At 70.9% G+C, this 24,263-nt stretch carries 22 protein-coding genes; 4 read left to right on the top strand and 18 right to left on the bottom strand.

Features of this window, described 5'->3' with window-relative positions; genetic code table 11:
- Nucleotides 1-3: 3 nt before the first annotated feature.
- The 15 genes from nrfD to ACESMR_RS13075 all read right to left on the bottom strand — a co-directional run bounded on the left by nrfD (nt 4) and on the right by ACESMR_RS13075 (nt 15,210).
- Nucleotides 4-1,089, bottom strand: coding sequence for an NrfD/PsrC family molybdoenzyme membrane anchor subunit (nrfD, locus tag ACESMR_RS13145; RefSeq protein WP_373047536.1), 1,086 nt, complete (start codon nt 1,087-1,089; stop codon nt 4-6).
- Entirely contained in the window at nt 1,086-1,904 is an 819-nt protein-coding gene (locus ACESMR_RS13140; protein WP_373047535.1) for a 4Fe-4S dicluster domain-containing protein, read from the bottom strand. Before ACESMR_RS13140 ends, nrfD begins: the two co-directional genes overlap by 4 nt.
- The gene (gene fdh / locus ACESMR_RS13135) at nt 1,894-5,169 is read right to left on the bottom strand and encodes a formate dehydrogenase (RefSeq protein WP_373047534.1); all 3,276 of its coding nucleotides are present in this window, start codon (nt 5,167-5,169) and stop codon (nt 1,894-1,896) included. Before fdh ends, ACESMR_RS13140 begins: the two co-directional genes overlap by 11 nt.
- Nucleotides 5,133-6,365 carry a cytochrome-c peroxidase gene (locus tag ACESMR_RS13130; RefSeq protein WP_373047533.1) on the bottom strand — a complete coding sequence of 411 codons (1,233 nt, stop codon included), beginning with the start codon at nt 6,363-6,365 and terminating at the stop codon, nt 5,133-5,135. Before ACESMR_RS13130 ends, fdh begins: the two co-directional genes overlap by 37 nt.
- Entirely contained in the window at nt 6,362-6,772 is a 411-nt protein-coding gene (locus tag ACESMR_RS13125) for a FixH family protein (RefSeq protein ID WP_373047532.1), read from the bottom strand. The genes ACESMR_RS13130 and ACESMR_RS13125 overlap by 4 nt, the downstream gene beginning before the upstream one ends.
- Nucleotides 6,769-7,161: a c-type cytochrome gene (locus ACESMR_RS13120; protein WP_373047531.1), complete on the bottom strand. Its 393-nt coding sequence runs from the start codon at nt 7,159-7,161 to the stop codon at nt 6,769-6,771. The genes ACESMR_RS13125 and ACESMR_RS13120 overlap by 4 nt, the downstream gene beginning before the upstream one ends.
- Nucleotides 7,158-8,078 carry a cytochrome c oxidase assembly protein gene (locus ACESMR_RS13115; RefSeq protein ID WP_373047530.1) on the bottom strand — a complete coding sequence of 307 codons (921 nt, stop codon included), beginning with the start codon at nt 8,076-8,078 and terminating at the stop codon, nt 7,158-7,160. Before ACESMR_RS13115 ends, ACESMR_RS13120 begins: the two co-directional genes overlap by 4 nt.
- Nucleotides 8,075-8,410: a hypothetical protein gene (locus ACESMR_RS13110; RefSeq protein ID WP_373047529.1), complete on the bottom strand. Its 336-nt coding sequence runs from the start codon at nt 8,408-8,410 to the stop codon at nt 8,075-8,077. Before ACESMR_RS13110 ends, ACESMR_RS13115 begins: the two co-directional genes overlap by 4 nt.
- A 3-nt stretch (nt 8,411-8,413) precedes the next feature.
- Nucleotides 8,414-9,016 carry a heme-copper oxidase subunit III gene (locus tag ACESMR_RS13105; RefSeq protein ID WP_373047528.1) on the bottom strand — a complete coding sequence of 201 codons (603 nt, stop codon included), beginning with the start codon at nt 9,014-9,016 and terminating at the stop codon, nt 8,414-8,416.
- Nucleotides 9,013-10,872, bottom strand: a complete 1,860-nt coding sequence (gene ctaD, locus ACESMR_RS13100; RefSeq protein WP_373047527.1) for a cytochrome c oxidase subunit I — start codon at nt 10,870-10,872, stop codon at nt 9,013-9,015. The genes ACESMR_RS13105 and ctaD overlap by 4 nt, the downstream gene beginning before the upstream one ends.
- Nucleotides 10,869-11,825, bottom strand: a complete 957-nt coding sequence (gene coxB / locus ACESMR_RS13095) for a cytochrome c oxidase subunit II (protein ID WP_373047526.1) — start codon at nt 11,823-11,825, stop codon at nt 10,869-10,871. Before coxB ends, ctaD begins: the two co-directional genes overlap by 4 nt.
- Entirely contained in the window at nt 11,822-13,282 is a 1,461-nt protein-coding gene (locus tag ACESMR_RS13090) for a cytochrome b N-terminal domain-containing protein (protein ID WP_373047525.1), read from the bottom strand. Before ACESMR_RS13090 ends, coxB begins: the two co-directional genes overlap by 4 nt.
- Nucleotides 13,279-13,815, bottom strand: a complete 537-nt coding sequence (locus ACESMR_RS13085; RefSeq protein ID WP_373047524.1) for a ubiquinol-cytochrome c reductase iron-sulfur subunit — start codon at nt 13,813-13,815, stop codon at nt 13,279-13,281. Before ACESMR_RS13085 ends, ACESMR_RS13090 begins: the two co-directional genes overlap by 4 nt.
- Nucleotides 13,816-13,890: 75 nt before the next feature.
- Entirely contained in the window at nt 13,891-14,586 is a 696-nt protein-coding gene (locus ACESMR_RS13080) for a pirin family protein (RefSeq protein ID WP_373047523.1), read from the bottom strand.
- A gap of 78 nt (nt 14,587-14,664) precedes the next feature.
- Nucleotides 14,665-15,210 (bottom strand): YceI family protein, encoded by a 546-nt coding sequence (locus ACESMR_RS13075; protein WP_373047522.1) that lies wholly within the window; start codon nt 15,208-15,210, stop codon nt 14,665-14,667.
- Between the two features lie 129 nt (nt 15,211-15,339).
- Here ACESMR_RS13075 and ACESMR_RS13070 point away from each other — a divergent pair, with 129 nt between their 5' ends.
- From ACESMR_RS13070 to ACESMR_RS13060, 3 genes are all read left to right on the top strand, one after another.
- A complete protein-coding gene (locus tag ACESMR_RS13070; RefSeq protein ID WP_373047521.1) occupies nt 15,340-16,206 on the top strand; it encodes a LysR family transcriptional regulator in 867 nt (288 codons plus the stop codon).
- A 76-nt stretch (nt 16,207-16,282) separates the two neighbouring features.
- Complete coding sequence (locus ACESMR_RS13065) at nt 16,283-17,398, top strand: pirin family protein (protein ID WP_373047520.1); 1,116 nt, start codon at nt 16,283-16,285, stop codon at nt 17,396-17,398.
- A 205-nt stretch (nt 17,399-17,603) separates the two neighbouring features.
- On the top strand, nt 17,604-19,370 hold the full coding sequence (locus ACESMR_RS13060; RefSeq protein WP_373047519.1) for a cytochrome-c peroxidase: 1,767 nt from the start codon (nt 17,604-17,606) through the stop codon (nt 19,368-19,370).
- Between the two features lie 48 nt (nt 19,371-19,418).
- Here ACESMR_RS13060 and ACESMR_RS13055 read toward each other — a convergent pair whose 3' ends face one another.
- The 3 genes from ACESMR_RS13055 to ACESMR_RS13045 form a co-directional block, all read right to left on the bottom strand.
- Nucleotides 19,419-20,825, bottom strand: a complete 1,407-nt coding sequence (locus ACESMR_RS13055) for a carboxypeptidase-like regulatory domain-containing protein (RefSeq protein ID WP_373047518.1) — start codon at nt 20,823-20,825, stop codon at nt 19,419-19,421.
- A 70-nt stretch (nt 20,826-20,895) separates the two neighbouring features.
- On the bottom strand, nt 20,896-22,830 hold the full coding sequence (locus tag ACESMR_RS13050; RefSeq protein ID WP_373047517.1) for an ABC-F family ATP-binding cassette domain-containing protein: 1,935 nt from the start codon (nt 22,828-22,830) through the stop codon (nt 20,896-20,898).
- 46 nt (nt 22,831-22,876) lie between these two features.
- The gene (locus tag ACESMR_RS13045) at nt 22,877-23,659 is read right to left on the bottom strand and encodes an MBL fold metallo-hydrolase (RefSeq protein ID WP_373047516.1); all 783 of its coding nucleotides are present in this window, start codon (nt 23,657-23,659) and stop codon (nt 22,877-22,879) included.
- Between the two features lie 156 nt (nt 23,660-23,815).
- On the opposite strand from ACESMR_RS13045, the gene ACESMR_RS13040 reads away from it, so the two are divergent.
- Nucleotides 23,816-24,259, top strand: coding sequence for a DUF302 domain-containing protein (locus ACESMR_RS13040; RefSeq protein WP_373047515.1), 444 nt, complete (start codon nt 23,816-23,818; stop codon nt 24,257-24,259).
- The last annotated feature ends 4 nt before the right edge of the window (nt 24,260-24,263 follow it).

The raw sequence follows: 24,263 nt of genomic DNA, 5'->3' as shown, positions 1-24,263 counted from the left end.
CCCTCAGCGTGCCGTCACCTCGGCGGCGCCGTGTCCCGCCCGCTGCACCTCCGTCGTCGCCCGGACGTCGTGGGTGGAGGCCTTGCCCTGCCGGAAGACCGAGTAGCGCAGCGCCAGCGCCGCAGCGGTGCCCAGCGCCCCCGCCGCCTTGCGCCGCCAGGGCTCCCCGGTCGGCAGCAGATCGAGGGCGAGGCTCGCAGCGTTGAGCAACTTGGCAGCCTTCCAGAACGTGCCGGAGATCCCCTGCCGCAAGGGCAGCGCCGCCCGCTCGACCTGGCCCACCTCGCGCTCCACCGCCTCCGCTGCGACGAGCTCCGCCGCCTTGCCGGCGATTCCCAGGGCCCGCACCGTCCGCTCCTCCCGCCGCGCGAGCGGCAGGAGCTGGAGCAGCGCCGCGGTGCTCGCCACCGAGGAGGCGCCGAAGAGGAAGGGCAGGGTGCGCCGTCCCTGCTGCCACACCGGCACCGCGGTGTTGGCGAGGAGCGCCGCGGTATAGGTGGCGAGCGGCGGGCCCAGCACACCAGCTGCCAGGGTGGCGCTCCTGCCGATCGCACCGCGCCCGCCGAGCACGGCGCCGGCAGCGCTGGCCCCGCCGAAGGCGGCGAGGAGCCAGGCGCCGAGGTTCATCGGCGAGGTGGGGCGGAAGACGCGCAGCATGTGCAGGAAGCGGGCGGGTCTGCCCAGATCGTGGATGAGCAGCCCGGTGCCGAGGATCGCGCCCCCGGCAGCGATCCAGCGGGTGCGCCGCCCGAGCCGCTCCAGCCCCGCGTCGCCTGCGAGATCCACCGAGGCGGCGAGGGCCGCGCTGCAGCCGGCGACGCCGCCCACGTAGAAATAGGCGGCGATCGAAGCGACCCAGACCGGATCCTTGAGCATCGGCAGGCCGTGGTAGGTCGGCGCCTCGCGGTCGAAGGTCTCCGACGGCGCGTGCTCCACGGGGAAGCCGCGCTCGGGCACGGGGAAGTTGGCCCCGTGCGCCCGCACGATCTGCTGGGCCCCTTCGCCCTCCAGCACCGTGCGATCGGTGGCGACGTTGCGCCCGTCGCCTGGGTCGTCTCCCTCGAGCTCCGGCGCGAGTCCGTCCTTCATCGCGATCCTCCGCGGCCCACGAGCACGGCGCCCAGCGCCATCGCGCCGAGGCCCAGCGCCGCCATCCCCACCGAGCCCCAGAGCGCACCGGCCTTCTTCGTGGGCACCACCGGATCAGGTGGCAGGTTGTAGACCTCGGGCGCGTCGAGCAGCAGGAAGAAGGCGTTGAGCCCCTCGGTCCCGGGCTGGCTGGCGGCGTCCTCGCCGTAGAGCCGCGCCTCGCCGACGCCTGCGGCGTGCAGCTCCTCGACCCGCTTGCGGGCGATGGCCTGCAGCTCCTCCACGTCGCCGAAGCGGATCGAGTCGGTGGGGCAGACCTGCGCGCAGGCAGGCTGCATGTCGTCGCGGAGGCGGTCGTAACAGAGGGTGCACTTCCACGCCCTGCCGTCGTCCTCCTTGCGATCCACCACGCCGAAGGGACAGGCCACCACGCAATAGCCGCAGCCGTTGCAGACGTCGGGCTGCACGAAGACGCTGTCGAATTCGGTGCGGACGATGGCGCCGGTGGGGCAGGCCTCGAGGCAGGCCGCCCGCTGGCAGTGTTTGCAGACGTCGGACATGAGCAGCCAGGAGAAATTGCCGAGGCCCGACTGCTGCTGCGAGAGCGCCACCGGCCGCTCCACGAAGGAGACGTGCCGCCAGGTGGAGGCGCCGAGGTGGCCGGTGTTGTCGTAGGAGTTGCCGGTGAAGTGGAAGCCGTCATCCGGCAGCTGGTTCCACGACTTGCACGCCACCTCGCAGGCCTTGCAGCCGATGCAGATGGAGGTGTCGGTGAAGAAGCCCTTGCGGGAAGCGTGCTGCCCGTCATTTGCCATGGGGGAATCCCTCGCCGCTCTCCTGGCTCGGCTGATCGCTGCGCTGCCCCACGCCGGGAAGATCGCGGCGCAGGCGCAGGCGCTCCGCGAGTGGCGCCACCACCTGGCTGGTGGCGGCGCGACGCTTGTCGGCGCTCCTGCCGGGATGGACGTCGCAGGTGAGCGCCTTCGACTCCATGATGTGGACGTTGGGATCGGCGACGAAGCCGAGCAGGTCGTTGACGCTGTCGCCGCGAGAGCGGCCGACGTAGCCCCAGTGGTAGGGCAACCCGACCTGGTGGATCACCCGCCCGGCTGCCCGGAGCGACGGCAGGCGCCGTGTCACCAGCACCCTGCAGTCGACCCTGCCCCTGGCGGTGCTGATGGTGGCCCAGCCGCCGTTGCGCAGCCCCAGCTCCCGTGCCAGCTCCGGGGAGACTTCGCAGAAGAGCTGCGGCTGCAGCTCCACCAGCCACGAGAGCCAGCGGCTCATCCCGCCTGCGGTGTGTTGCTCGGTGAGCCGGAAGGTGGTGAGCACGTAGGGGAAGCGCGGGTCGTCGAAGGCCCGGTGGTAGGGGTTGTCCTTCCGCCGGAAGACGTGACGCGCCGGGTTGCACTGCTGCCCGTAGAGCAGGTTGCGGATCGGCGATTCCTGCGGCTCGTAGTGGGTGGGCAGCGGCCCGTCGACGAGGCCGCTCGGTGCGAAGAGCCAGCCCTTGCCGTCGGCCTGCATGAGGAAGGCCGAGTCGCCGCCGATGGTGGCGAGCCCCGTGGCATCCGGCGGCGGCCGGTAGGAGGGCGGCCGATCGGCGAGGAAGTCGGGGGTGTCGTAGCCCGTCCACTTCTGCTCCGTGTCGTCCCACCAGACGTAACGCTTCCGCTCCGACCACGGCTTCCCGTCGCGATCGGCGGAGGCGCGGTTGTAGAGGAGGCGCCGGTCGCCGGGCCAGGCCCAGCCCCACTCCTGCGCCACCCACGACTGCTCGTGGCCGGGCTTCTTGCGGTTGGTCTGGTTGATCCCGTCGGCGAAGCAGCCGGTGTAGAGCCAGCAGCCTGCAGCGGTGCTGCCGTCTGCAGCGAGTTCCTTGAAGCTGCCGACGGGGCTGCGATCGGCGACGCGCCAGCCGTTGATCTCGGCGAGGACCGCCTGCGCCGACGGCTCCTCGTGTGCGCCTTCGGTCGGGTACTCCCAGGTGAGCGCCAGGAAGCCCTCGTCCCGCGGATCGGTGGAGCCGGCGTAGAGTTCTTTCAGCCTGCGGCCGAGGTGGAAGACGAAGGAGAGCTCGCTCCGCGCATCGCCCGGTGGCGCCACCGCCGCCTCGTGCCATTGGAGCAGCCGCTGGGTGTTGGTGAAGCTGCCGTCCTTCTCGGTATGCGCCGCAGCGGGGAAGAAGAAGACCTCGGTCTCCACCTCCTCGGGCCTGATCTCGCCGCTGTCGAACTCCGGCCCCTTGCGCCAGAACTCGGCGGTCTCGGTGAGGGCGAGGTCGCGGACCACGACCCACGAGGCGTTGCGCAGCCCCTTGCGCTGCAGCGATCCGTGGGGTGAACCCACCACCGGGTTCTGTCCCATCACGAAATAGCCCTGCACCCTGCCGGCGGCCATGTCGGTGACCGTGACCATGTGCGAGTGGTCGCCGGTGAGCTTCGGGAGCCAGGCGAAGCCGAAGTCGTTCGCCTCCGTCGCCGCGTCGCCGTACCAGGCCTTGAGGAGCGAGACGGCGTACTTCGGAAATTCGCTCCACCAGCCCGACCCCGACTGGTTGTTGCGGATGTATTCGTCGAGCGACTGCGCATGCCGGGCGTGGGGCATGGGCAGGTAGCCCGGCAGCAGATCGTAGAGGGTGGGGATGTCGGTGGAGCCCTGGATCGACGCGTGGCCTCGCAGCGCGAGGATCCCGCCGCCGGGCCTGCCGATGTTGCCGAGGAGGAGCTGGAGGATCGCTGCGGCGCGGATGTACTGCACGCCCACCGAATGCTGGGTCCAGCCCACCGAGTAGCAGAAGGCGCTGGTGCGCTCGCGCCCCGAGTTCTCGCAGAGCGCCTCGGCCACCTGGAGGAAGAGCGCCTTCGGCGTGCCGCAGATCTGCTCGACCATCTCCGGGGTGTAGCGGGCGAAGTGGCGCCGCAGCACCTGGAAGACGCAGCGCGGATGCTGCAGCGTCTCGTCGACCTGCTCCTCCGAGAAGCGCACCTGCTGCGGCCGGCCCTCGCCGGCGCCGGGCTGGTCGTAGACCTCCTTGTGCCCGGCTGCGGGCACCACCCCGGGCACACCCTCGTACTGCCAGGAGGTGATGTCGTATCTGGCACCATCCGCGTCCCAGCCGTTGAAGATCCCGTCGAGATCCTCGGTGTCGCGGAAGTCCTCGTGGATCAGCACCGCCGCGTTGGTGAAGGCTTTGACGTAGTCCGCGAAGTAGCGCTCGGTCTCGATCACGTAACGGATGAGCCCGCCGAGGAAGGCGATGTCGCTGCCGGCGCGGATCGGAACGTGGAGCGAGGACATCGCGCTCGTCCGTGTGAACCGCGGGTCGACGTGCAAGATCCTCGCGCCGCGCTTCTTTGCCTCCATCACCCAGCGGAAGCCCACCGGGTGGCACTCCGCCATGTTCGAGCCCATGACCACGACGCAATCGGCGTTCTGCAGATCCTGCTGGAACGTCGTCGCGCCGCCACGACCGAAGGAGATCCCCAGACCGGGGACCGTGGAGGAGTGTCATATGCGGGCCTGGTTCTCGATCTGCACGATCCCCAGGCCGTTGAAGAGCTTCTTGATCAGGTAGTTCTCTTCGTTATCGAGGGTGGCGCCGCCGAGGTGGGCGATGCCGAGGGTGCGGTGGACGCGCCTGCCCTCGTCGGTCTCCGCCTCCCAGGTCTCGTCGCGGGTGCGCTTTACCCGCCGGGCCACCAGCTCCATCGCGTCGGCGAGCGGGATCTTCTCCCACTCGGTGCCGCCGGGGCGCCGGTAGAGCACCTGCCGGGCCCGGTGGTTGCCGGTGACGAGCTGATACGAGGCGACGCCCTTCGGGCAGAAGGTCCCCTCGGAGATCGGCGAGTCGGGATCGGGCTCGATGGCGACGATCTTCTCGTCCCGCACGTGCACGCGCTGGGCGCAGCCCACCGCGCAATAGGGACAGATCGAGCGGGCCACCCTGTCGACCCGCTGCGTCCTGGGAGCGAGCGCCTGGGTCCTGGCGGAGTGGGCGGTGGCGCCGAGCCCTTGTCCATCCCCGGCGCGGATCTGGCGGATCACCGGCCACCGGCCGATGACGTCGAAGATTCCCATCGCTTCGCCTCCCTGGAGTGGGGGGAGGATGGGGGGCGCTCTCCCGGATCGGGAAGCACCGAGGTGGGGGCCTCTGCTGCTGCCGGCGGTTGCCACCAGGGATCGTCGGGGACCGCTGCCTCGAGCGAGTGGAGGAAGGCGACGAGGTCCGGGGTGGAGAGGGTCGGCGGAATCGAGGCCAGGATCTCGTCCCGCCTGCCGACCGCAGGGGCGCCGGGCCGGAAGCGGTAGAAGTCGACCACCTCCTCCAGGGTGAGCAGCTGGCCCGCGTGCATGTAGGGCGCGGTTCGCGACACGTTGCGCAGGCCCGGCGTGCGGAAGGCGCCGACGAACGCGGGCAGCGCCGGATCGAGGAAGGGAAGCTCGCCGCAGGCCTCGCAGCGGAAGGGGTCGGCCCGGAGGAGGCGGGCGCCGTGGGCGCGGCCCTGGAGCGCACCGGGGCCCGGGGGCAGGCCGAGGTTGTGGAAGGCGCCGTCGGTGAGGAGCGGGCCGTTGTGGCAGGCGACGCAGCGGCCCTCCCCGACGAAGAGGCGCAGGCCGCGGATCGCCGCAGGGGAGAGCTGGCCGCCGCCGGTGGCGTCGCCTGCAGCCAGCGCCGCCGCGTAGCGATCGAAAGCGGTGGCGGGGATCCGCAGGCGGCGCTGGTAGGCCTCGAGGGCCTTGCCCACCTGGACGAAGGCGCGATCGATCGCGGCTCCATCGTCCAGCGGGGGAAGAGGACCGAAGACCGCTTCCCACTCCGGCCGGTGGGCGGTGGCGATGCGGTGGAGGATCTCCACCCGCTGCGCCCCCTGCTCCGCCGGGTGCTCGAGGGGCTCGAGGGCCTGGGACCAGAGGCTGTCCTTCCGCCCGTCGGCGGTGAGGAAGGGGAGCCACGGCGCGCCGAGGATCGTGGGGGTGTTGCGCGTCCCTGCGGCGAGGCCGCGGGCGAAACGCAAGCCGTCGGTGAAGTGGCGCGCCGGCTGGTGGCAGCTGGCGCAGGCCACGGTGCCGCTCGCCGAGAGGCCCGGATCGAAGAAGAGCCGGTGGCCGAGGCGTGCCGCCCGGGGATCGTCCGCCACCTCGTTGCCGGGGCTCGGCGGCGGCTCGGCCGGCGCGGCGAGGCTGGCCACCAGGGCGCGCTCCTGCTCGCTCCACGCCGGCGGCCCCGGCGCGTCGCAGGCGGCGAGGGCGAGCAGCCAGAGGAGGCGGATCATCGCGGCGGCTGCTCGAAGCGGAGATCGATGGTGTCCTCTGCCGCCGTGCCCTTCGCGTGGATCTGGAACGCCCAGCTCCCGGGCATGTGGAAGCGCAGCCCCTCGCTCCGCCAGGTGCCGATCCCCACCCGCTCGTGCGACGGCACCGTCTGCATCCCGTGGCCGTGCTCGGGCATGGTCGCGTCGAGGCGCACCTCCGCGTCGGCGGGCGCGCCGCTCGCGTCGTAGATCCGCGTCTCCACGGCGAAGCGCTCCCCGAGGCGCGGCGCCGGAGGATCGAGGACGAGCTCGAAGCGGTAGCGCCCCTCGCTCCCGGTTCCGGCGAGCCTGCCGGCGATCGGCGCCGGCGGCTCGCGCTCCCCGCTGCACGCGGCGAGGAGCAGGGCGTACGCGAGGAGCCGCCTCACAGGGGCCCCTGCCTGCCCTGGTGCAGGGAATAGAGGTAGGCGGCGATGTTGCGGGCGTCCTGCTCGGTGACGCCGAGGTTGGGCATCGCCGTGCGCGGGTTCACCGCCTGCGGGTCGCGGATCCAGGCGACGAGGTTCTCGGCGTTGTTGGAGACGACCCCGGCGACGTAGGCCCGCTCGCCGTAGTTGTGCAGCGGCGGCGCCACCCACGAGGTCGCCTCCCGGATCCCGGGGACGAAGTGGCAGCCGCTGCAGCCGTAGGCCACCAGCGCCTTCGCGCCGCGCTCCGGATCGGCGTCACCCACCTGCCGCGCAGGCGGCGTGTCGCGGAAATGATCGCAGCCGGCAAGGGCCAGCGCTGCTGCAAGGCTCAGCGTCGAGCGTCTCACCTCTTCCTCCCGACGTGCCGGAGCGCTGCCGTGGCGAGCTCCCGCTGCAAGGTTCGTCGCTCCGCCGCGAGAAGAAAGGCCCGCAGCAGCACGAGCGCGAGCACGACGTAGACGGCGTTGCCCGGCACCCACATCAGCAGGCCGGCGAGCTGCTGATCCTCGAGGGGGTGGATCCCCAGCGCGACCGCGCCTGCGGCGTGGGTGGCGTAGAGCGGCTCCGGGGCGAAAGTGAGGAGCGCGCCGAGGATGGTGGCCTGGGTGGCGGCGGCGAAGACGAAGAGCACGGCGGCGCCATGGCCCATGCCGCCGGGGAGCCCTGCGCGGCGGATCGCTTCGAAGAAGACCACGCCCGAGAGGACGAAGGAGCCGTGTTCGAGGGCGTGGAGCAAATCGCGCTGCAGCGCCCGCTCGTAGAGCGCCGGCGCGTGCCAGATCCAGACCGCGCCGCCGTGGATCGCGAGGGCAGGCAGCGGGCGCACGGCCAGGCGGAACGGCGCGAGGCGCAGGAGCCGCGCTGCTGGACGCCGCGCGAAGCGGGGGAGGCCACGCAGGAGCGCAGCTGCAGGCCTGGCGAGGACGAGGAGCGGCGCCGCCACCAGCACCAGCAGCAGGTGCTGCACCATGTGCACCGAGAAGAGGAGGCCCGCCCATGCGTCGAGGGGCGAGACCACCGCCACCGCCAGGGCGAGCCAGGCAGCGCCGAAGAAGGCTGCGCGGCGCAGGAGCGTGGCGCGTCCCCTGCGGCTCGCTACCCACTGCCTGCGTGCCCCCGCCACGTGGGTCGCGAAGAGGGCGACGAGCGGCAGCGCCTGCCACGTGCTCCAGCCCTCGCTCCACCCCGCAGGCGGCGCCGCAGGCACGTCGGCGAGCGCCGGTAGCGGCAGGAGGGCGAGGAGGATCGCAGGCAGCCCTCTCATCTGCAGGGATCCAGGAGGAGGGTGGGCAGCGATTCGAGGGCGATGGCGAAGACGAAGAAGATCCCCGCCCAGACGCCGAGGCGCGCGAGGAAATGGGCCCGGCCCGTGGCCGCGTCGCCGTCGCGCGCCGTGTGATGGTGGATCCGCCAGCCGACCAGCGTCGCTGCGGCAGCGGCGCCGATCGCGGCGAGATGCGCCAGCCAGAAGAGCCAGAAATGGCCGGTGCTGCAGATCCACGGGACCAGCGGGTAGACCACCATGACGTGGATCGCCCAGGCGATCGGCGGGCCGAGGAAGGCGAGGAGCGAGAGGGTGGGCCTGGTCGCTTCCACGGCTCAGGCTCCGAGGGCGCGGGGCGCGAGGTAGAGCGTCGCCCAGAGGGGGATGGAGGCGAGCGCGGCGAAATACCAGTAGAGCGCCACCACACCGAGGGCGGTGTGCTTCTCCGCGTGCAGATCGCGGCGGAAGGCGAGGGCGATGACGTAGCCGCCGAGGCCGAGGAGTCCCACCACGTGGAGGAGGCTGTAGCTCGAGGCCACCCAGACGATGGAGGCGTAGGCATTCGCAGCGAGGGAGTAGCTGCGCTGCGACGCCTCGATCCCCGCGATCACCGGATAGCCCGAGGCGAGGAGCAGCCCCAGGGCGAGACCGATCCGCAGGCGGCGTTCGTCCCCGCGGCGGATCCCCAGCTCCGCCCAGCGCACCGGAACGGCGCTCGCCACCAGAAGCGCGGTGGAGAGGGTGGGCAGGAGGAGCGCCGGCTGCGCGATCCCGTCGGGCGGCCAGCGCTCGGCGCCGAGCTGCAGATAGAAATAGGAGGTGATCAGCGAGCCGTAGGCGGTGGCCTCGATCGCCACGAAGAGAAGCATGCCGATCCAGGCGGAGGAGCCGGGGCCGGCGAGGCTGCGGGGCAGGTGGGCCACGTTGCGCGGTCTCACGGCCTCTTCTCCTTCCGCGGCCAATGCCAGCCGGCGAGGGCCACGCCGCCGAGGGCGAGCCCCACCGGCACGAGCAGCGGGTGGACCATGGCGCCGAGGAAGGCGAGGCTCAAGGCCATCGCCAGCCAGAAGGGCCAGACCGAGTTGAAGGGGAGCGAGGCCAGGGCCTCCTCCCGTGCGTCGAGCACGGTGGTCGTCACCACCATGCGCTCCCACTCGCCGGGGCGATCGGGGACGATCGCCGGCTCCGGCGCCGGCTCCCAGAGCGGATCGCGGCTGCGCACGGGGATCTGCTCGGTGAAGTTGTGCTGTGGCGGCGGCGAGGCGGTGGCCCACTCCAGCGTCGAGGCGCCCCACGGATTGGGCGGCGCCTTCCTGCCGAGAAACCAGCACCAGACGAAGTCGAGGAGGTGGACGAGCACACCCAGGCCGAGCACGAAGGCGCCGATCGTGGAGAGCCGGTTCAGCCCCTCCCAGCCCATCTCCGGCAGGTAGGTGTAGATCCGCCGCGGCATCCCCTCGAGGCCGAGGATGTGGAGCGGGAAGAAGGTGAGGTGGAAGCCGACGAAAACCAGGGCGAAGGCCACCTTCGCGCGGCCCTCGTGGAGCAGGCGCCCGGTGACCTTCGGGAACCAGAAGTGGATCGCCGCGAAGATCGGAAAGACCGCGCCGCCGATGAGCACGTAGTGGAAGTGGGCCACCACGAAATGGGTGTCGTGCACCTGCAGATCGAAGGGCACCGAAGCGACCATCATCCCGGTGATCCCGCCGAGGATGAAGGTGACGAGGAAGCCCACCGCGTAGAGGAACCAGCTGTGGAGCACGGCGCGCTGGCCCCGCCAGATGGTGGCGATCCAGGCGAAGATCTGCACCGTGTTGGGGATGGTGATGAGCAGGCTCGCAGCGGAGAAGAGGTTGGTGCCGACCAGCGGCAGCCCCGCCGCGTACATGTGGTGGACCCAGAGGCCGAAGGAGAGGAAGCCCACCGCCACCCCGGCGAGGACCACCGCGCCGTAGCCGACGATCGGCCGGCGCACCGCGGTGGGGAGGAGGGTGGAGATCACGCCCAGCGCGGGCAGGAGGATGATGTAGACGTCGGGGTGGCCGAAGAACCAGAAGAGGTGCTGGAAGAGCAGGGGCTTTCCGCCACCGGCAGCGGCGAAGAAGTGGGTGCCGAGGAAGCGATCGGTGCCGAGGAAGAGGCTCGCTACCACCAGCGGCGGCATCGCGAAGACGATCATGAAGGCCATCACCAGGATCGCCCATACGAAGAGGGGCATCCGGTGGGCCGCCATGCCGGGGACGCGCTGCTTGCAGATGGTGACGATGAGCTCCACCGCCGCCACCAGCGCCGCCACCTCGAGGAAGGCGATCATCGTCACCCACCAATCGAGGTTGGGGCCCGGCGAGAAGCCGGGACCGGAGAGCGGCGGGTAGGAGAACCAGCCTGCGTCCGGCGCCATCCCGAAGATCAGGCTGAAGTGCAGGGTGATCCCCGCCACCAGGTAGACCCAGTAGCCGAAGGCGTTGAGCCGCGGGAAGGCCATGTCCCGCGTCCCGATCATCAGCGGGGTCACGTAGATCGCGAGGCCTTCGAAGAAGGGCACGGCGAAGAGGAACATCATCGTCGAGCCGTGCATCGTGAAGAATTGGTTGTAGCGATCCGGCGAGAGCACGTCGCCCAGCGGCGAGAAGAGCTGCGCGCGGATGAAGAGCGCCTCGAGCCCCGCGATCAGGAAGAAGACGAACGCGGTCACCATGAACCGCTTGCCCACCACCTTGTGGTTCACGCCGGAGAGGAAGCCCAGGAGCCCCTTCGGCTGGCCCCAGAGCCTGTCGAGCTCCGCGGTGGTCATCGCAGGCTCTCCAGGTAGTCGAGGAGCTCGTGGAGCTCTGCCGGGGAGAGCGGCGATGCGGGCATGCGCACGCCGGGCTTGAGCGGCTGCGGATCGAGGATCCAGCCGCCGAGGTTGCCGCGGTTGTTTGCGAGGGTGGCGGAGCCGAGGGTGCGCCTGGTGGCGAGGTGGGTGAGATCGGGACCGGGCGAACCGGTGGCGCCGGCTGGGAAGGCGCCGCGGATCGCGTGGCACTCGACGCACCAGCGCTCGAAGTGGCGGGCACCTGGCGAGGTGGCGTCGGCGCTCGTGTCACGCTGCTGCGCGAGGATCCAGGCGTCGAACGCCTCGGCGGGATGGGCCACGAGGAGGAGCCCCATCAGCGCGTGCTGCACGCCGCAGAACTCGGTGCAGATCCCGCGGTAGGTGCCGGGCTCGTCCACCCGGAGCCGGATGGCGTTCCGGTGCCCGGGGATCATGTCGATCTTTCCTTGCGCCTGCGGGATCCAGAAGGAGTGGATCACGTCGGCGGAGGTGACGCGGAGCTCGACCTCGCTTCCCACCGGCACGTGGACCTCGGTGGCCGTCACCACCCGGTGGTCGGGGTAGCGGACCTCGAACCAGAACTGGTGGCCGATCACCTCGATCCGAAGATCGGCAGGGGTCGAAGGCACCCCCTTCACCTCGTTGCTCACCGCCATCGAGCGCACGAACATCACGGTGATCACCACGAGGGGGAGCACCGTGCCGATGGCGAGGAAGCGGCCATCCGCAGCGGCAGGGCGATCGGGCCTGGCGCTGCGGACGGCGTAGAGGGCGAAGCCGATCACCACCGCCGCCGGGACGATCGTGATCCAGAAGAAGAACCACCACAGCGACTCGAGGCGTGCGGCGTAGGGGCCCGCCGGCTCGAGGGCGGACATGGCGCCGCCGCAGCCCTGCAGCAGGAGCGCGATCGCGAGGCTCCGCTTCACTGCTCGCCGCCCGGTCCGCCGATGATCGTGGTGCTCGCACCGGCGGCCTGCTTGCGGCCCTCGATCGCCTTCAGAAACGCAACGATCGTTCCGAGCTCCGCGTCGGTGATCGCGTCGCGGTAGGCCGGCATGTCGCCGAAGCCCATCACCGTGCGCACCGCCACCTCCTCCGGCGAGAGGCGGGTGGTGACGTTGGTGAGGTCCGGCCCGTAGGCGCCGCCGTGGTCGAGGACCCGGTGGCAGATCTGGCAGCCGCGCTCGTGGAAGAGCAGGGCGCCCTCGTAGACCGGCCCCTCCGCCGCGCCGATCACCGCGGTCGGGATCGGCTTGGTCTCGTAGTCGGGCTCCCAGGGCGCCCGCAGCCCGAGCCAGATCAGCGAGGCGAAGGAGGCGAGGATCCCGACGACGATCGGGATCGCCCACGGCCGCCGCAGCGGGCTCCGCTCCCCCTTGCCGAAGAGGATCGGCATCACGAAAAGGAAGAAGAGCGTGCCCAGCGGCAGGTAGACCATCACCAGGGTCTCTGCGCCGCGGGGCTTGAGCCAGAGCACGGCGTAATACCAGATGAGGAACCAGTCGGGCCGGGGCCGCGCCGAGAGGGTGGTGGGATCGGGCGGCGCTCCCAGCGTCTTCGGGCCGAAGGTGAAGGCGAGGGCGAAGATCACCGCCACCACCACGAGGGCCGCGATCGCCTCGCGCCACACCGTGTCCGGGAAATAGTCGGCGCCGTGCTCTTTGAGCTTCTCGTACTGCGCGCGGTAGGTGCGCTTGTCGACGGGCTTGCCGCTCTCCGGCGGCTCCGAGATCCCGTTCTCGATCACCAGGTAGAGGTGGAACGAGACGACCGCCACCACGAGGACCGGCAGCACGATGGTGTGGAGCGAGTAGAAGCGGCTCAAGGTCGGGCCGCCCACCCCCTGGCCGGCGAGGACGAACTCGGCGAGCTCGGCGCCGACGAGCGGCACCCGCGAGGCGAATTGTGCAGCCACCACCACCGCCCAGACGCCGTCCTGGTTCCAGCGGAGGAGCTGGCCGCTGAAGGCGAGGAGGGAGGTGAGGAAGAGCAGGACGACACCGGTCATCCAGCTCGCTTCGCGGGGGAATTTGTACGAGCCGGTGAGGAAGGTGCGGCAGGCGTGCAGGACGATGAGGATCACCATCGCCGAGGCGCCGAAATAGTGGAGCGCCCGGATCAGCCAGCCGAGGGTTGCGACGTCGGTGATGTGCTGGAGGCTCTCGTAGGCGTGGGCCGGGGTCGCGACGTATTTGCTGGTGAGCGCGATGCCGGTCACGACCTGCACGAGGAAGGCGGCAAGCGTCGCGTTGCCGAGGATGTAGAACCAGCCCTTCCTGCCGGCGAGCGCCTTCGGGACCCGATGCTCCTGGATGAAGCGGTGGAAGACCGGCAGCCGGAAGCGGTCGTAGAACCAGGCCCAGAGCGCGCGGAAGGGATTCATCCGACCTTCCCCGGGAGGGGGAGGCCCTCGGCGCGGAGCTCGACCAGTCCCTGCCGGACCCGGACCTCGTAGCGGTCGAGCGGACGCGGGGGCGGGCCTGCTGCGACGTCGCCGTTCCGATCGAAGGCCCCGCCGTGGCAGGGGCAGAGGAAGAGGCCGGCGCCCGCGATCCAGCGGACCGGGCAGCCGACGTGGGTGCAGAAGGCGGAGAAGGCGACGAGGGATCCGTCCGTGTCGTGGCGCAGCCAGGCCGCGCTCGCAGCGCTGGCGCCTGCCCATGGCCGGGGATCCGGATCGAGGAAGGTGACCTTCACCGTCTCGCCGCGGGGAAAGTCGTCGAGCCTGCCGACGGGACGCCACGCGACCTGCGGCCGCTGCCGGAACGGCGAGAGGAAGAAGGCGACGAAGGGGATGCCCACCGCCGCGGCGGTGAGCCCTGCGATCCCCAGCGTGATGGCAGTGAGGAGCGAGCGGCGCTCGGGATTGGGAAGCCCCGGCTCCTCGCCTGCCCTCTCGGACGCGTCGCTGTGCATGATGCGGCCAGCGTAGGTAGCGCCCCGGCGCGGGGGAACCCGCCGCCCCAAGAGGGCAGGCCCCCGGGCCGTGGATCAGGCGAGGTCGAAGAGCAGCACCTCCGCCGGCTCGCTCGCGGTTATGCGCAGCTCGCTCTCGTCCGAGATCGCGACGCCGTCGCCAGCTTCCAGCTCGACGCCGTCGAGGGTCACCTCGCCCCTGGCGATTTGCAGCCAGCCGTGCCTGCCCGGCGCGAGGCCATGGCGCACGCTCTCGCCTGCATCGAGGGCGGTGCCGTAGAGCCGCACGTCCTGGTGGACCCGCAGCGAGCCCTCCGCACCCTCCGGCGAGACGAGGAGCCGGAAGCGTCCCCGGCGCTCCTCCTCCGGGAAGGCCTTCTGTTCGTAGCTCGGCGCGATGCCGCTGCGCTCGGGAAGGATCCAGATCTGCAGCAAGTGGAGGGGTTCGTCGCCGCCGTTCATCTCGCTGTGCACGACGCCGGTCCCCGCGCTCATCCGCTGCATCTCGCCGGCACGGAGCACGCCCACCGTCCCCATGCTGTCCCGGTGCTCGATCCGACCGGCGAGGACCCAGGTGAGGATCTCCATGTCCCGGTGGGGATGGGCGCCGAAGCCCTGCCGCGCAGCGACGCGGTCCTCGTTGATCACCCGCAGCGCCCGGAAGCCCATGTGCGCGGGATCGTAGTAGTTCGCAAACGAGAAGGTGTGGCGGGAGTCGAGCCAGCCGTGGTTGGCGTGGCCCCGCTCGCCTGCCCGTCGAATGGTCCGCATCGCGTCTCGCCTCTCTCTCCTCTCGGAGCAAAATGGCCGCGGTGGGGCCGGCGCGACACCCGTCCCCGGCGGCAGATTTCAGGCAGCGTCCGCAGCAGCAGCCTGCACGGCCTGCACCTCGAGCGCGATCTCGATCCGGTCGCCGACCAGCACGCCGCCAGCCTCCACCGCCTTGTTCCAGGTGAGCCCGAAGTCGCGGCGATCGATCGAGGTGTGGGCGCTGAAGGCGATCCGGTCGGTTCCGAAGGGGTCCTTCATCCGTCCGAGGTACTCGGCCTCGAGGACGACGTCGCGCTCCACGCCGCGGATCGCGAGGGTGCCGGCGATGCGGTAGCGATCGCTGCCTGCCTTCTCGATCGCGCTGCTGCGGAAGCGCAGCTCCGGGTGGCTCGCCGCATCGAAGAAGTCCGCGGAGCGGAGGTGATCGTCGCGGGCGCCGACCTGCGTGTCGATGCTCGCCGCCTCGATCACCGCCTCGGCGGAGAGGGGCCCGCCGTCTGCCCCGAGCTCCACGCTGCCGGCGAAGCGGGTGAAGCGGCCGTGCACCTTCGCGACCACCATGTGGCGGACGGTGAAGCCGATCGTGGTGTGGGTGGTGTCGATCTGCCAGGTCTCTTTTGCCATCTCGCTGCTCCTTCGGTTGGCGGCCTCGTTGCCGCGTCGATACAACCGAAGGTAGGTTTGTTGCAGTTCTGGCACTAGATAGCCTGACCGCAACAGATTGTTGCTGAAACTGGCAACAAAGGAGCCGACGTGGATCTGAAAGAGGTAGCGGTCTTCGTCCAGGTCGTCCGCTCCGGTAGCTTCACCGCCGCTGCCCGCGAGCTCGAGATGCAGAAGTCGAGCGTGAGCCGGAAGGTCGCGGAGCTCGAGGCGAGCCTGGGCGCGCGGCTCCTGCAGCGCACCACCCGCACCCTGCACCTCACCGACGAGGGGCGGATCTTCTACGAGCATGGCCAGCGGGCGCTGGCGGAGCTGGAGGAGGCGGAGCTCGCCTTGGGCGGGATGCGCGCCGAACCCCGCGGCCTGCTCCGCGTCACCGCGCCCCTCTCCTTCGGCTTCGTCGGGCCGATCGTCGCCGCGTTTCTCGGGCACTACCCCGAGGTGCAGGTGGAGATGGTCTGCACCGACCGCGTCGTGGATCTGGTGGAGGAGGGATTCGACGTGGCCATCCGTGCCGGCCGCCTCCCCGACACCTCGCTCATCGCCCGCAAGCTCGGCCACTCGCCCCGCTTCCTGGTGGCGAGCCGCTCCTACTTGAAGGGCCGAGCGCGACCGCGCAAGCCCGAGGACCTGGCGGGCCACACCTGCCTCACCTTCGGCTCGCAGCACGCGGTCTGGCGCCTCGCCTCCGGCGAGCGCAGCGCCGAGGTGAAGGTCGAGGGGAAGTTGGCGGCGAACGACTACGACCTAATCCGCGAGGCGGCGATCGCGGGTGGGGGCATCGCCCTCGTGCCGGAGCTCGGCTGCACGGGCGCGCTGCGCGAGGGGAAGCTCGAGCGGCTCCTCCCTGCGTGGACTTCGGAGGAGACGCCGATCCACGCCCTCTATCCGAGCACCCGGCACCTCGCGGCGAAGGTGAAGGCCTTCGTGGCGTTCCTGCAGGCACGGATGCGCTGACGCCGGGATGGAAACCCGGCGCCCGCTCGTACATCGGGTAGGTTCGGGATCGATCCCATTCGGCGAGGTTGCACGGATGAACCGCAGAGAAGCATTGAAGTTGATGGTGGCTGCTGGCGCCACGGTGGCGGCAGCCTGCAAGAGCGGGGTGGAGGAGCCGTCGGCGGAGGCACAGGCCGATGCCTTCCTCGGCTCGGAGCCCCTGGGGACGCCGCCCTGGAAGACCCTCGACCCCTTCCTCTTCTGCGTCCACCACGACGACGCCTACCCCGCGGGCAACGAGCAATTCGGCCCGGCGGCTTCGCTGGCGGGCAGGGAGATCGGCCGCGACTTCGGGGGCAAGGACGGCTGGAGCATGTACCACGGCGAGGTGGTGCCCGGTTTCCCACGCCACCCGCACCGCGGCTTCGAGACGGTGACCGTCGTGCGCAAGGGGCTCATCGACCACGCCGACTCCCTCGGCGCCGGCGCCCGCTACGGCGACGGCGACGTGCAGTGGCTCACCGCCGGCGCGGGGATCAACCACGCGGAGATGTTTCCGCTCCTCGATCGGACGGCGCCCAATCCCGTCGACTTCTTCCAGATCTGGGTCAACCTGCCCCGGGCCAGCAAGATGGCGCAGCCCCATTTCTCCATGTTCTGGAGCGACGAGGTGCCGCGGATCGTCGCCGAGGATGCGGGCGGGGGCAGCACCGAGATCACCGTGGTCGCCGGGCAGTTGGGCGATCGCCGCGCGCCGCAGCCGCCGCCCGATTCCTGGGCTGCGCGTGCGGAGGCCGACGTGGCGATCTGGTCGATCCGGATGAGCCCCGGGGCGCGCTGGACGCTGCCTGCTGCGAGACCCGGCACCAACCGGCGCCTCTACTTCTTCCGGGGCGAGGGGCTGCAGGTGGCGGGGCGCGCGGTCGCCGCGCAGCACAGCGTCGATCTGCTCGGCGAGCGGGCGGTGACGCTGCAGAGCGGGGCGAGCGGCGCGGAGCTGCTGCTGCTCCAGGGCAGGCCCATCGGCGAGCCCGTGGTGAAATACGGCCCCTTCGTCATGAACTCGCAGGAGGAGATCCGCGAGACCATCGCCGCCTACCGGCAGACCGGCTTCGGCGGCTGGCCGTGGGGCAGAAGCGATCCGGTGCACGGCGCGGAGGAGGGGCGCTTCGCCCGGCTCATCGACGGCAGGATCGTCCGGCCGACGTGATCCCCGGGCGCAGGGGGCGATCCGGAGCACCCCCTGCGCCGACGAGCCTTTCGAGCCGCCCTTGGCAGGTGCGCCGCAGCGGTCCGCCACGTGAGGTAGCCCTTCGACCGCAGTTGCAGGAGCTGCCGGGCGGCCCCTTCCTTCTCATGAGCGCTTTTTGCTCAGGCGGGCGTTGCCCGCGCGAAGGGGGAGGGGAGGAAGCCAGATGAGGGGGGATGGAATCAACCGGGCGCTGCTCGCGGCGACGCTGGTGGTCGCCATGGCGCAGGCTGCCTGCGGCACGGAGACACCGGCGCCGGACGACGGAACGGATCCAGGCATCCTGGGGGACAACGGCCTCGGCCGCGGCAGGGAGAATGGCGGCAAGCCGGCGGAGCCGCCGCCGCCTTCGCCAGGGACCGACGCCGAGGCACCCGCGGAGGATACGCGACTCGAGGGGACGTTGGCGCTGGTGCCCCTCTCCACGATCCGGGTGCCCCGGCCGATTGGGGGCGACATCATCAACCAGGAAGCGGCCATCGCGCTCGGCAAGGCGTTCTTCTGGGACGTGCAGGTGGGCAGCGACGGCGCCGTCGCCTGCGCGAGCTGCCACTACCACGCCGGCACCGACGACCGGCGGATGAACACGCTCCATCCGGGCGCGGACGGTGCCTTCGACAGCGGCGGCGTCACCGCGGCCGGGCAGCTCTTCGACGGCTCGAACATCGCCGGCACCAGCGACGATCGGGTCGGCTCGCAGGGGGTGATCGGCGGAACCTTCGTCGCCTCCAGCAAGAACAGCCCGGTGGACATGTGCACGCCCAACGAGCAGGCGCCCTTCTTCGGAAACCGGCAGGTCACCGACCGGAACACGCCGACGGCGATCGGCGCGGTCTACTACCGGGTGAACTTCTGGGACGGCAGGGCGAGCGACCAGTTCAACGGCGCCGATCCCTTCGGCGGCACCGACAACGCCGGCGAGCACCTCGGGGAGCTGATCGGCAACTCGAGCCTCGCGTCGCAGTCGGTGGGCCCGCCGCTCAACCCCACGGAGATGTCCTGCGCGGGCCGCCTCTTCAACGGTCCGAACAGCCTCGCCAGCAAGCTGCTCGACGCGCCGATCCTCGGTTCGCAGCAGGTCCACCCCGAGGACAGCGTGCTGGGGCGGTTCTCGGCCTATCCGGACAACGGGCTCGATTGCTCGAAGGGGCCGTGCACCTACCGGCAGCTCATCGTCCACGCCTTCGGCGGCAGGATGGCGGAGAAGGCGCAGAGCCAGTTCAGCCGGATCTGGGGCCAGGCGATCCAGGCCTACGAGGCGACGCTCATTCCCGACGACACGCCCCTCGATCGCTTCCTCGCCGGCAACGCCAGCGCGCTCACCGAGCGGCAGCAGCTCGGCCTCGCGATCTTCAAGGGCGAGGCGGGGCCCGCCGTGCAGCGGCAGCTGCCCTGCACGGTGTGCCACGCGGGCCCCGAGCTCTCCGATGCGACGGTCGGCGCGGTCTTCGCCAACGGGGGGAGCAAGCTCGCGCCCTTCGTGGGCAACGACCTCGGCTTCCACAACATCGGCGTGACCGCGCCCTTCCCCTTCGTGCCGATGCCGGCGAACTTCGACCCGGGGCGCGGCGGCGTCGGACCCAACGGCGCGCCGCTCTCGGATAGCGGATCGATCTTCGACATGGGCTCGTTCAAGACGCCCACCCTGCGCAACGCGGAGCTGACGGCGCCCTACTTCCACAACGGCAGCGCATCGACGCTTGCCGAGGTGGTGGCCTTCTACAACCGGGGCGGAAACTTCCAGCCGGCAGCGATCCGCCCCCTCGGCCTCACCGCCGAGGAGCAGGAGGCCCTGGTCGACTTCCTCGGCGATCCGCTCACCGATTGCCGGGTGGAGAAGAAGCGGGCGCCCTTCGACCATCCGTCGATCGACGTGCCCAACGGGCCGAGCTTCCCCGCCATCGGCGCGGAAGGGCTCGGGGCGTGCCCGTAGCGCTCTCGCACGCCTGCGGGCGGGGCCATCCCCGCCCGCAGGCGTGGATCACTCGGCGAAGAAGACGCCGGCGAGGTCCTCGGTCTGCGAGATCGGCACCATGGTGCCGCGGTCGTCCTTCAGCGAGCGGACCTTCACCTGGTAGTACATGCCCGGATCGAGGGGCCCGCCGTAGGTGACGGCAGGCGTCGAGCCGCTGTGGCCGGGCTCGGTGTGGGTCCAGACCTCGTCGCCGAGCGCGTCGAAGACCCGCACCTCGTAGGCATCCTCCGACGAATCGTCCTCCCAGGAGATCGTCGGCGCCGCGGTGACGCCGACGGGCTCGAAGCCCAGCGGGGGGAGGAAGGCGAGGGCGCCGGTGATCTTGAAGGACTCGGGCAGGGCCACGTCGGCGCCGGCGCCGAGCTCCTGGCGGACGATCGCGGTGCCGCCGATCGAGGTGTCGGGATCGCGGACGAGCCGATCGTTCTCGAAGCCGGCGAGGACGACGTAGCGGCCAGCGGGGATCCCGTCGATCGAGAAGGCGCCGGTGACGTCCGGGGCGAGGCCCGGATTCGGCGCGCGCAGCCCCGGGGGCGATTCGCCGCGCAGGGTGGCCTCGTCGAAGAGCGACTCGAGGACCAGGATGATCGAGGTGGCGTTGCCGTCACCCGGGTTGACGATCGAGACCTTGCCCGAGAGCCGCGCCGTCGCCGCTTCGGAGCGCGCCAGGTCGAGCACGGTGTCGGCGCCTTCCGCCACCGTGGCGGTGCGGGCCTCGAAGCTCACGCCGCGGGTGTAGCCGGTGACCTCGTAGTCGGCCGCAGGCAGGTTGAAGATCCGGTAGCTGCCGTCGCGATCCGCGATGCCGCTCACGCCGACGCCGTTGCGCTCGGCGACGACCAGCACGCCGGGCCGGCGCTCGGGGAGCGACACCGTGCCGGAGAGTGAGCCGAGGCCGACGGCGTCCGGCAGCTCGATCAGGCCCACCTCGGTGAGGGCGCTCTCGACCACGAGCTTGCCCTCGTCGTCCGCTGCTGCCGTGGTGTCGATCGGCAGCGCCTGCCGGATGCCCGAGGGAAAGGTCTGGAAGCCGGAGGCGTCGACGCGCAGGGTGAGCGCGACCCCCACCGGCGATCCGTCGCGCTGGCGCTCGTGCGGCACCGGCATCTCGTAGTTGCCGTCCTCGTCGGTCACCGCGACGGTGGCGAGCGGCGCGCCGTTCACGTCGAGGGCCACTACCCGCGCGCCCTCGACCGGGCTCTCGTCGGCGAGATCGACGACCTGCCCGCGGAGCACGACCGGCGCCGCGCAGAGGGTGCTGCCGTCGGTGGCCCACTCGCAGGTGAGCCCCGGCGCGCAGCCGGTGTCGGCGACGGCGTCGCAGGGGGGCTCCTTCTCCTCGTCTTCACCGCAGGCGGCGAAGCCGGCGACGACGAGGGACGAGCAGACGAGACGCAGAAGGTGCGAACGCATGGTGCTACCTCTCCGGAGGTAAAAATAATCCAACGACCCTAGCACATCCGCATGCGCCGCCAACCTGCGCTCAGCTCTGCACCGCGGCAAGGCGCTCCTGGGCCTCTTCCCAGGTGGCGTAGAGCCCGTCGAGCTCCTCCTTGGCGTCGCGATGCGCGTCCATGAGCGGCTTGGCCCTGGCGAAATCCTCGTAGAGCGCCGGGTCCGCGAGCTGCGCCGCCTGCTCCGCGATCGTCTTCTCCAGCGCCGCGATCCGGCGCTCGCACTCCTCGATCTCCCGCTTGATCGGCCCCTCCACCGCGCTGCGCCGCTGCCGCTCCTCCGCCTCGAGCCTGCGGCGCTCCTTCTCGCCAAGCGACGTTTTCGCCTCGGGAGTGGCCCGCGCAGCCTCCTGCTCCGGCGGCACCTGGTGGGCGAGCCAATCGTCGAGGTTGCCGATGTGGGGCAGCACACCTCGATCCTTCACCTCCCAGACGTGGGTGGCGAGGCCGTTGATGAAGCTCCGGTTGTGGGAGACGAAGACCAGCGTCCCCTCGTACTCCTTCAGCGCCTCGATCAGCATCTCGCTGCTGTCGAGATCGAGGTGGTTGGTGGGCTCGTCCATGAAGAGCAGGTTGCTCGGGAGGACGAGGAGCCTGGCGAGGGCGACGCGCGCGCGCTCGCCGCCGGAGAGCACGCCGATCTTCTTGTCCACGTCGTCGCCGCTGAACATCAGCGCGCCCAGGATCGAGCGGACCTCACGTTCGCCCTTCTGCGGCACCAGCTCCCGCACGAAGCCCAGGATCGTCGCCCGGGGATCGAGGGTGTCGGCGTGGTGCTGGGCGTAGTAGCCCATGATCACGTTGTGGCCGAAGGAGATCGTGCCGCCGTCGGGCTGCAGCTCGCCGGCGAGCATCTTGAGCAGCGTGGTCTTGCCGGCGCCGTTGGGAGCGACGATCGAGATCCGCTGGCCCCGCTCGATCGCGGCGCTCGCCCCGTCGTAGACCACGTTGTCGCCGAAGGCCTTGCGCAGGCCCTCGAACTTCACCACCTCGCGGCCGGAGCGCTGCACCTCGGGGAAGCGGAAGCGCATCGTCGCCCGCTCCTCGAGGAGCTGCACCGTGTCGAGCTTCTCGAGGGCCTTGAGCCGGCTCTGGGCCTGCCGCGCCTTGGTGGCCTTGTAGCGGAAGCGATCGACGAAGGCCTGCAGGTGGGCGCGCTTCGCCTCGAGGTTCTCGGCCTGCGCCTCGAGGAGCTTCGCCTCCTCCGCCCGCTGCACCTTGTAGCGCTCGTAGTTGCCCGGGTAGCTGCGCAGCCCCTCGATCTCCAGCGAGAGCACGCGGTCGATCTGCCGGTCGAGGAAGTCGCGGTCGTGGCTGATCAGCACCATCGCCTTGCGGCTCCTGCGGAGGAAGCCGTCGAACCAGGTGAGGGTGGGGATGTCGAGGTGGTTGGTGGGCTCGTCGAGGAGGAGCAGATCGGGATCCTGCAGGAGCAGCGCGGCGAGGGCGGCGCGCATCCGCCAGCCCCCGGAGAGCGAGGCGGTGGGCTGATCGAAGCGGGAGGCGTCGAAGCCGAGGCCTTCGAGGATCCGCTCGGCCCGGTGGCGGCCGTAGTGTTCCTCGAAATGCTCGAGCTCCTCGTGGAGCTCCGCCAGGGTGGCGGCGAGCTCGAGCTGCTCCGCCTCTTCGCTGGCCTGCGCCAGCGCCTCCTCGGTGGTCGCGAGGCGCGCTTCGAGGCTTTCGCGGCCGGGAACCGCGGCGAGGACCGCCTCGAGGAGGTTGCCCTGCGGCGCCGCGGCGAGATCCTGGGGCAGGTAGCCGACCCGGGCCTGGCGGCGGAAGACGAGGCTGCCCCCGTCCGGTTGCAGCTTGCCCGCCAGGATCTTCAGCAGCGTCGACTTGCCGGTTCCGTTGGCGCCGACGAGCCCCACCCGATCCTGCGGACCGATGGTGAAGCCGTCCTCCTCGAGGAGGATCTTGCTGCCGTAGGCGAGGCTGAGGTCCTGGGCGATGACGAGGCTCATGGCCCCTTCTATCGGCGCAGGCGTGGGGGCAAGTAAAGCGTCGGTGTCAGCAGACCGCCGGCGCCCCGGGCGCGGGGATCCCCTGCTCCGACTTGCCGCCGATTTGGTGGGTCTCCTCCTCCACGTGGGCGGGACAATCGCCGCACTTCATGTTGGCCGGCACGGCGAGATCCATCTTCTTCGGGTAGGGCAGGCCGAGGTTGGCCATGATCCCCACGAACTCCTCCCGGGTGCGGCTGCCGCCGAGGCGCGGGTTCCGCTCCCGCTCCTGCGCCACGGTGGAGACGTGCCGGTGCTGGTAGTCGTGGGCCGGGTAGACGAGGGTGTCGTCGGGCAGGGTGAAGATCTTCTGGTGGATCGAGTGCCAGAGCGTTTCGGCGTCGCCGCTCTGGAAGTCGGTCCGCCCGCAGCCGTCGATGAGGAGCGCGTCGCCGGTGAAGACCCGGGGCACGCCGCCCCATTCGACCAGGTAGGCGTGGTGGTGGTCGGTGTGGCCCGGGGTGAAGATCGCCCGGAAGGTGAGGCCGCCCACCTGCAGCGGCTTGCCCTCCTCGATCAGCTGGTCGGCGCATTCCAGCCCCTGCACCGGCGGCACGACGATCCTGCTGCCGGTGGCCCTGCGGAGCTTGCAGCCGGAGGTGATGTGGTCGGCGTGGACGTGGGTCTCGAGGGTGCAGGCGAGGCGCAAGCCCAGATCCCGCACCGCCGCCAGGTCGCGGTCGAAGGTCTCCATCACCGGATCGAGGAGGACGGCGGTGCCGGTCTCCTCGCAGCCGAAGAGGTAGGTGTAGGTCGAGGACTCTTCCTCGAAGAGCTGGCGGAAGATCACGGGCGCCTCCGGGTTTTTGCCGCGGAACGTAGGAAGCCCGGGGGCTCCCGGGCCACCATCCGTTCGGGCGTTGCGGCCCGGGCCCGGATGGGCGATCGCCGCTCGTCCACCCCGGACCTACCGTCATGCTCCGCGGCCAGCGCGAAGGAGCGTGAGATGGAGACGAGCACCGAGTCCACCCGGGGCGTGGGACCGTCGTACGGCTACACCCTGCGCTTTCCCGGCGAGCCCTTCGCAAAGCTGCGCGAGCGCACGATCGAGGCGCTGAAGCGCGAGGGGTTCGGGGTGCTCACCGAGATCGACGTGCAGGAGACGCTGCAGAAGAAGCTGGGCGAGAACTTCCGCAACTACGTGATCCTCGGCGCCTGCAATCCGCAGCTCGCCCACCGCGGCCTGCAGGCGGAGCTGGGGCTCGGCCTGCTGCTGCCCTGCAACGTCGTGGTCTGGGAGGAGGACGACGGCGCGGTGGTCTCGATGCTCCGCCCCGATCTCATGTTCCAGGCGGCGCGCGCCCCTGCCCTCGAGCCGATCGCGAAGGAGGCGGACGAGCGGATCCGCCGGGCGATGGAACACCTGCGCAGCGGGGCACCCCAGGGCTGATCTT

The organism is Vulgatibacter sp. (genome assembly GCF_041687135.1).
Classification (GTDB): domain Bacteria; phylum Myxococcota; class Myxococcia; order Myxococcales; family Vulgatibacteraceae; genus JAWLCN01.
Note: the sequence above shows the minus strand (reverse complement) of the source record. Positions and strands in the feature narration are given on the sequence as shown.

Coding starts and splice junctions, on each gene's coding strand:
- nrfD (WP_373047536.1), bottom strand. CDS start 1,089: ATGAAGGACGGACTCGCGCCGGAGCTCGAGGGAGACGACCCAGGCGAC.
- ACESMR_RS13140 (WP_373047535.1), bottom strand. CDS start 1,904: ATGGCAAATGACGGGCAGCACGCTTCCCGCAAGGGCTTCTTCACCGAC.
- ACESMR_RS13130 (WP_373047533.1), bottom strand. CDS start 6,365: ATGATCCGCCTCCTCTGGCTGCTCGCCCTCGCCGCCTGCGACGCGCCG.
- ACESMR_RS13115 (WP_373047530.1), bottom strand. CDS start 8,078: ATGAGAGGGCTGCCTGCGATCCTCCTCGCCCTCCTGCCGCTACCGGCG.
- ctaD (WP_373047527.1), bottom strand. CDS start 10,872: ATGACCACCGCGGAGCTCGACAGGCTCTGGGGCCAGCCGAAGGGGCTC.
- ACESMR_RS13090 (WP_373047525.1), bottom strand. CDS start 13,282: ATGAATCCCTTCCGCGCGCTCTGGGCCTGGTTCTACGACCGCTTCCGG.
- ACESMR_RS13085 (WP_373047524.1), bottom strand. CDS start 13,815: ATGCACAGCGACGCGTCCGAGAGGGCAGGCGAGGAGCCGGGGCTTCCC.
- ACESMR_RS13080 (WP_373047523.1), bottom strand. CDS start 14,586: ATGCGGACCATTCGACGGGCAGGCGAGCGGGGCCACGCCAACCACGGC.
- ACESMR_RS13075 (WP_373047522.1), bottom strand. CDS start 15,210: ATGGCAAAAGAGACCTGGCAGATCGACACCACCCACACCACGATCGGC.
- ACESMR_RS13065 (WP_373047520.1), top strand. CDS start 16,283: ATGAACCGCAGAGAAGCATTGAAGTTGATGGTGGCTGCTGGCGCCACG.
- ACESMR_RS13060 (WP_373047519.1), top strand. CDS start 17,604: ATGAGGGGGGATGGAATCAACCGGGCGCTGCTCGCGGCGACGCTGGTG.
- ACESMR_RS13055 (WP_373047518.1), bottom strand. CDS start 20,825: ATGCGTTCGCACCTTCTGCGTCTCGTCTGCTCGTCCCTCGTCGTCGCC.
- ACESMR_RS13050 (WP_373047517.1), bottom strand. CDS start 22,830: ATGAGCCTCGTCATCGCCCAGGACCTCAGCCTCGCCTACGGCAGCAAG.
- ACESMR_RS13040 (WP_373047515.1), top strand. CDS start 23,816: ATGGAGACGAGCACCGAGTCCACCCGGGGCGTGGGACCGTCGTACGGC.